Source organism: Paenibacillus sp. 01T422, from assembly GCF_056398785.1.
Genome location: NZ_JBFTQB010000417.1, coordinates 1 through 5,977 on the forward strand (window position 1 = coordinate 1; position 5,977 = coordinate 5,977).

Consider the following 5,977-nt stretch of genomic DNA (forward strand, 5'->3'; position numbering starts at 1 on the left):
ATATTAATAGATATAATACAAATAGGATAAATATTTGTCAAAAAACGACCCTCATTCCTTTTAGAGTAAGGGTCGCATGATTACGTCATAGTTGAGGTTAAGACTCATTTTCATTCTTATCTTCATTTGCAGCGGTTTGACGATTCTTGATACCATAGCCAATTTTCTTCAGCAGCACAATGAGTTCGTGCTTCTCTTCATCCGTTACAAAAGACAAATTGTCGGAGATTGCTTGTACATGATGCGGGAAAATAGTATCAAAGTAGCTCCGTCCTTCTCCGGTCAATGCCACATTCACTTTACGGCGATCACCCGGGATTGGAAGGCGTTCTACATATCCTTTCTTCTCGAGCTTATCTACCACATAGGTGATACTCCCACTTGGAATCGAGAAGGTATCGCTTATTTTCTGTATAGGGTGCGGACCTTTATTGTATAGAAACTCAAGAATTTGGAAAGTTTCAATACTCAGGTCATAGCTAACAATGCTGCGCTCCATGCTGCCAAACAATTCTTTTACCATGTTCCTTATGACGCGTATTAGCCTTAGATCAAGCTCTTTACCCTCATTATCGCGTTCAATCATACGTCAACCACCTTATCTTGCTTTCTTATACACAAGGATATGCGACTTCTGTAGGAATTTCAATTAGAAAAAATCGAAGGTCTTTTGCTTCAGTTCAAAATGATGACAATAATGGCTAGTATAAGCAGAATGATAGGCATCATTGCTTTAGCAAATGGATCTTTCACGCGAACCAAATGGACCAAAGCCGCAACAAACATAGTGATTGCCATCAGAATAGCACCGACTAAGGCATACGGACTAACCCATATTTTGTATAACGGTATTTATTCTAGTATTAGAATATATGTTAGTCAAGATATAATTTTAGATGTGCTTGGATGAACAGCAAAAAGGAGTTGCCGCGTGGCAACCTCCTTGTATTCTTTCCTATATTTAACTACTCGGCAGGCCAAGTTTCCATATGATAAGCCATCTCCCAGAACAAATATTCATATCGCGTCGTATTTAGGAATATCTCTTCCAGCTTATTCAACTCAGATTCCGGTTTACCTTCAGTTAGCTGATCCAGCAGCCCGATGCACCACTGCGCTAATCCTCCGAACTCTTCCGAGCTGTACATTTTAATCCAATCTCCATAAAAGGCATGTTCACTAGCCCCAGGTAATCGGCTCAATTCTTTGCCAATTTCGGAATAACTCCACATGCAAGGAAGGAGCGCTGCAGTTAGCTCTGCTAACGATCCATTTTGCGCCGTATGCAGCATATAATGTGTGTATGCCAGTGTAATCGGTGAGGGTTTCGCAAGTTCCAACTCCACTTCGGAGATGCCGAACCGTGCTGCATACGCCCTGTGAAGAGCCATTTCTTCATTCAAAGTTGAATCAAGCAGCCCAGCAAACTTTCCCATAATCGCCAAATCGTCCGACTTTACCGCTCCTAGCGCGAACAGTTTGGCATAATCTTTCAAATACACATAGTCTTGAATCATGTAAAAGCGAAACTTCTCTAAATCTAGCGTGCCGTCTCCCATCTCCTGAACAAACGGATGGGTGTGATTTCTCCGCCAAACCGGTTGCAATCGTTCATATAATCGTTCAGAAAAAGTCATCATCGTTTCCCCTTTTGATGTATCTAGTAAAGTACTTATCGCTTCGTGCGGCACCACTCATAAATGAACTTCAGCATCACTTTGGTAAAATCGATCAGCTGCGTGATAGCAACCTGCTCATTGACCGCATGCGCGTGTTCTAAACGGCCAGGTCCGTAGATGACTGCCGGAATCCCCGCATCACCGAACCATCCGCCGTCCGTTACGGTCGCTGAGACATCGATCATCGCCGGTTTGTGTACAATGAGCTCATGGGAGGCTTTCAAAGTTATCACACCTTGATGCTCAGGGTCCACCTCGAGAGACGGGAAGATTTCCCCGCGGTCTTCGATCATGGAGGAACCACCCCAGCTGAATGTGGGAGGATGCTCTCTCAACCACAAATCGCTTTGCGCAACCCGGCCAATATGCGCTTCAATTTCTCGGGTCACTTCGTCATAAGTTTCATTCGGGTAGAAATGGACAGTGATCCATAAACGGCACTCATCGGCTATAAAGGCCGCATGTCTGCCGCCTTCGATAACAGCAGGATTAATCGTAGTGGCACCTGGCGAACAACCGGGATAACTCTTCATAACGGCCCAGTGCCGTTCCAACTCTTGCAGTCCTTGTATAATTATCATCATTTTCTCTATGGCGCTTGCCCCAAATAGCTTGCCGCCTGCATGGATCATGTTTTTGCGGGTGGCGTCGTGCCAGGTTTGTTGACTCTTCACCGTGATCCATCCGGTAATAACACCTCCTTGCCCTTGGAGATGCAAATCGCTCGTATCTACGACTACCGCAAAGTCCGCTCGGTACCCGCGTTTGCAGCATTCGAGCGTACCAGCCTCACCCACCTCCTCCCCAATGACCGATTGGAAGATGAGGTCTCCTGGCAGACGGATGCCCGCCTCGTCCAGCAATTGAACGGCAAAGAGCGCACCGGCTAGGCCCCCCTTCATATCCGCCACCCCCCGGCCTATAATCACCCCGTCGCGGACAATGGGAGTGAAGGGGCCAGCTTCCCAAGGCTCATCCGGACTCACTTCAGCCACGTCGATATGACCGTTGATTATCAGACTTTTATACGACTCAGGCGCTTGTCCTTTCAGGGTACCTACGACATTCGGGTCCCCTGGATACACCTCCCACTGGTCGATCTGAAAACCTCTTTCCCGCAGGAACTCAGCGATAAACCCTTGCGCATCTGCCGTATTTCTAGCGGGGGGTGCAGGCGTTTCGAACCGCACCAAACGTTCCACCAGCTGGATTAACTCCGCTTGACGCTTCTCTACTTGCTGGATCACCACATCCAGTTCCTTTGCCAAGCTTGCCACATGATCTCCTCCTTTCAGCTCAAATCAAAAAGCCGCTTTCTGATAGAAAGCGGCTGCGTTATGATATAGGAATCCAAACGACATACAACCACTTCCCTTCGCTAGCATTACCTAGATCAGGTGTAAGGGTTAAGACCAACGTCTTTCTCAGCTATTACAGCACCCCTAGTGTTCAATACGATTCAATTGTCTAGTGAAATCTTACCACAACATGTTATAACAGCCAATCCCCTACCATGCTTACAATCTCCCACTGACCATCTGATCGGCCCAGCAGCACGATGGAATTGCCTTGCACACTGGTTCCAATCAGGGTCTTTCCTCCCGTTGGTGTCAGAATCGACTTACCTGGTTGTGTTTGCAAATTAAGCCGATACGACGCTTCAACAAAAAAAGCATACGTGACGGAGGCTTTAGCTGCTGGCAGAGTCAGAGTTACCTCACCGAATGAACCGGCGTTCGTAATTTTGAAGCCTATGTAATCGAAAGTGACGGATCCGGAAGTTGCATAAGCTTGAGTAGGCAGCGGATGTTTTGCCGCATAGAGATCTTCCGATGTGGGGTCTATCGCATAGAGCTTTTGGCCTCCTCCTTTGACTGAACAGTCGAAATAGGCCACGTTCCGCAATAATTCAGTGTTGTTTTTCTTTAGTGAGAATCCACGTTTAATCAGTGCAACCTGTCGTGTATCAACAGACTCGCAGTCCTTATAGACGGCATTACCGATGACGGTTCTTACCTGTGATGGCACCGTTGTGAGGATGAACGAGGAGCCATACCCATAGGGATCTTCCGGCTGGTTAACCGTGTTACAGTTAATCGCCCGGCAGCGAATATAGGAACGCTTCGCACCGTCGGCTGAGAAGGATAAATCCGAGAATCCGGCGAACTGCTCGCTTTCGGCGATACAATCGATCAGCTTGATCTCGCCTTGTACAGCTTTCGTTCCATCTCCTCCATAGTTCATGGAGAAGCCGAATGAATTCCCTTTCGTTTTGCATTTATCAAAAACAATATCAATGGGTTCGCTAACAGCAGTTGGCTTCAACAAAGTGACGAGGAAACCTCGCCCTGTATTCCCATCCGCCACACATTGAATGAAGCGAATATTTTTCAACAAATCAAGTTGGCCGTTCGGCTCAATATCGACGCCGCTCTGTGGAGCTGTCCCTTTCGTGTTGGAGAAGCGGCAATTCTCCACAGTAAGGCCATCTACGGAGATCACGGAGAGTCCTTGTCTCCGGTTATTATCTGCCCGGCAGTTACGGAGCACAATATTACGGCAATACCCCACGGTCGATTCGAAATATCCGATGTAAAATCCGTCTCCGCCGCTGTCATTAGCGTTGATATTCTCGATAACCACGTTCTCTGAACCGCTGATGTCGAAGATATGGGCTTGTTCGCCTGTCGTATACGCTGCTTTGTTCATACGCAATGTTGAGCCGTTTCCGTTGATATACACGTCTTTTACGGTTTTGACACGGATTAATCGTTCGTAGACAGGTCCTACTTTGCTCAGCGTGTCTACCGCTTGTATAATCGTTCCTGGCTCAAATTCAATCGCAATTTGGCTCGGAATGAGCAATTGACCCGTTAAATAAAAGCCTGTTCGCTGCTTGGGAATAAACAACTTGTGACCAGAAGCCGTATTTAACGCCGTCTGAAGAGCCAGCGTATCGTTCGTTACGCCATCTCCTTTGGTACCGAACCAGGAAGCAATCAGCGTATCTTCATAGATCCGTTTGAAGCGCTTGCCGTTAGTGGAAACAAGCACGGTTCCCGTGTTATCTACAGAGGTAGTGTCATTCGGGTCATACCGAAAGAAGCCCTCCTGCATCTCATTCATTACGTAATAAGCTAGCGTCGGATCAGGGTCGAGTTCGACCCTCAGATCCTCCAATTTGACTGCGAGGCAGAATTTCATGTCTAAGACCTCAAGCAGCTCAGTTTTACGTTTTTTAATCGCCAAGCCGTAAACTGAATTCGTAACGGTTTGATCACTGGCATAGGCGGTAGACTTGCCCGCAACCTCCCATAAACCGCCAGAGACAGCGGCTATTCCTCCTATTCCTAACGTGGCCAGCAATTTCCTTCGGCTAATTAATGGCTCCTTGTGTCTTTCCCTCTCCGTTGTTTCCTCAGTGTCCACTTGCCTAGCTGCTTCTTCCATTTCATTAGATTGGTTAGATGGTTTAGACATAGCTGTAGTCACTCTCCTTTTCCCGTATTTGGGTAATTAGTTGGAGTTCAGTCAAATCAGCCTTTCAATCCAGTTGAAGCGATCCCTTGGACGAAGTATTTTTGAGCAAATAAAAAGACAACTAGGACGGGAACAATGGTAATGACGGCACCAGCCATAATAAGGGTCATCCGGTTTTGCACTTCATTTTTCAGAAAAAGGAGCCCCAGAGGCAGCGTAAACATCTGTTTATCCTGTAAGTAAATAAGCGGTTCTAACGTGTTATTCCAAGCGCTGATGAAGGTGAATACCGCAAGTGCGGACAAGGCTGGTTTCGCTAARGGAAGATAGATTTTGTAGAAGATTTTCCAGGGGTTCGCTCCATCTACCCAAGCGGCATCGTACAGTTCTTTCGGCAAGGTTTTATAAAATTGGTGCAGCAGGAAGATGCCAAAAGCACCGCCGAGGAAGCTCCGCAGAATGAGCGGATAGTAGGTATCAAGCGCACCAACGGATTTCCAGATAAAATACGTTGGAATCATCGTAATTTGGGAAGGCAGCATCATCGTGCCAAGCATCGCCAAAAAAATGAGATTCCGTCCGCGAAATTGGAAAAATGCTAACCCATAGGCTACGATCGCACAGGAAGCTACGGTTCCGATTAAGTCCATGACCGTGACGAAGATGCTGTTCATCGTGTACTTGAGAAAGTTGACCTCAATCCATACCTGCTGATAATTTTTCCAAACGATCGGTTCTGGTAGTAGTTTGGGCGGTAACGTCAACTCCGAGCCTGCTGCTGTCAATGATGTCGAGAGCATATAGAGGAAAGGTACGAG

Annotated in this window: 6 protein-coding genes and 1 riboswitch; all 6 genes read right to left on the bottom strand. The window is 46.9% G+C overall.

Annotation, left to right across the window (positions count from 1 at the left end; all coding sequences use genetic code 11):
- Nucleotides 1-97: 97 nt before the first annotated feature.
- Nucleotides 98-586, bottom strand: a complete 489-nt coding sequence (locus AC1DUA_RS21790; RefSeq protein ID WP_477501768.1) for a MarR family winged helix-turn-helix transcriptional regulator — start codon at nucleotides 584-586, stop codon at nucleotides 98-100.
- An 89-nt stretch (nucleotides 587-675) separates the two neighbouring features.
- On the bottom strand, nucleotides 676-798 hold the full coding sequence (locus tag AC1DUA_RS21795) for a hypothetical protein (RefSeq protein WP_477501769.1): 123 nt from the start codon (nucleotides 796-798) through the stop codon (nucleotides 676-678).
- Between the two features lie 167 nt (nucleotides 799-965).
- Nucleotides 966-1,637, bottom strand: coding sequence for a thiaminase II (tenA, locus tag AC1DUA_RS21800; RefSeq protein WP_477501772.1), 672 nt, complete (start codon nucleotides 1,635-1,637; stop codon nucleotides 966-968).
- 35 nt (nucleotides 1,638-1,672) lie between these two features.
- Nucleotides 1,673-2,935, bottom strand: coding sequence for an acetylornithine deacetylase (locus AC1DUA_RS21805; RefSeq protein ID WP_477501773.1), 1,263 nt, complete (start codon nucleotides 2,933-2,935; stop codon nucleotides 1,673-1,675).
- 97 nt (nucleotides 2,936-3,032) lie between these two features.
- Nucleotides 3,033-3,133: riboswitch (TPP riboswitch) on the bottom strand.
- Between the two features lie 37 nt (nucleotides 3,134-3,170).
- The gene (locus tag AC1DUA_RS21810; protein WP_477501770.1) at nucleotides 3,171-5,159 is read right to left on the bottom strand and encodes a right-handed parallel beta-helix repeat-containing protein; all 1,989 of its coding nucleotides are present in this window, start codon (nucleotides 5,157-5,159) and stop codon (nucleotides 3,171-3,173) included.
- A 56-nt stretch (nucleotides 5,160-5,215) separates the two neighbouring features.
- On the bottom strand, nucleotides 5,216-5,977 hold a 762-nt coding region (locus AC1DUA_RS21815), incomplete at its 5' end, for a carbohydrate ABC transporter permease (protein ID WP_477501771.1).

Bases quoted from the DNA above. Each gene is read 5' to 3' on its own strand.
- AC1DUA_RS21790 (WP_477501768.1), bottom strand. From the start codon at position 586: ATGATTGAACGCGATAATGAGGGTAAAGAGCTTGATCTAAGGCTAATA.
- AC1DUA_RS21810 (WP_477501770.1), bottom strand. From the start codon at position 5,159: ATGTCTAAACCATCTAACCAATCTAATGAAATGGAAGAAGCAGCTAGG.
- tenA (WP_477501772.1), bottom strand. From the start codon at position 1,637: ATGACTTTTTCTGAACGATTATATGAACGATTGCAACCGGTTTGGCGG.
- AC1DUA_RS21795 (WP_477501769.1), bottom strand. From the start codon at position 798: ATGGCAATCACTATGTTTGTTGCGGCTTTGGTCCATTTGGTTCGCGTG.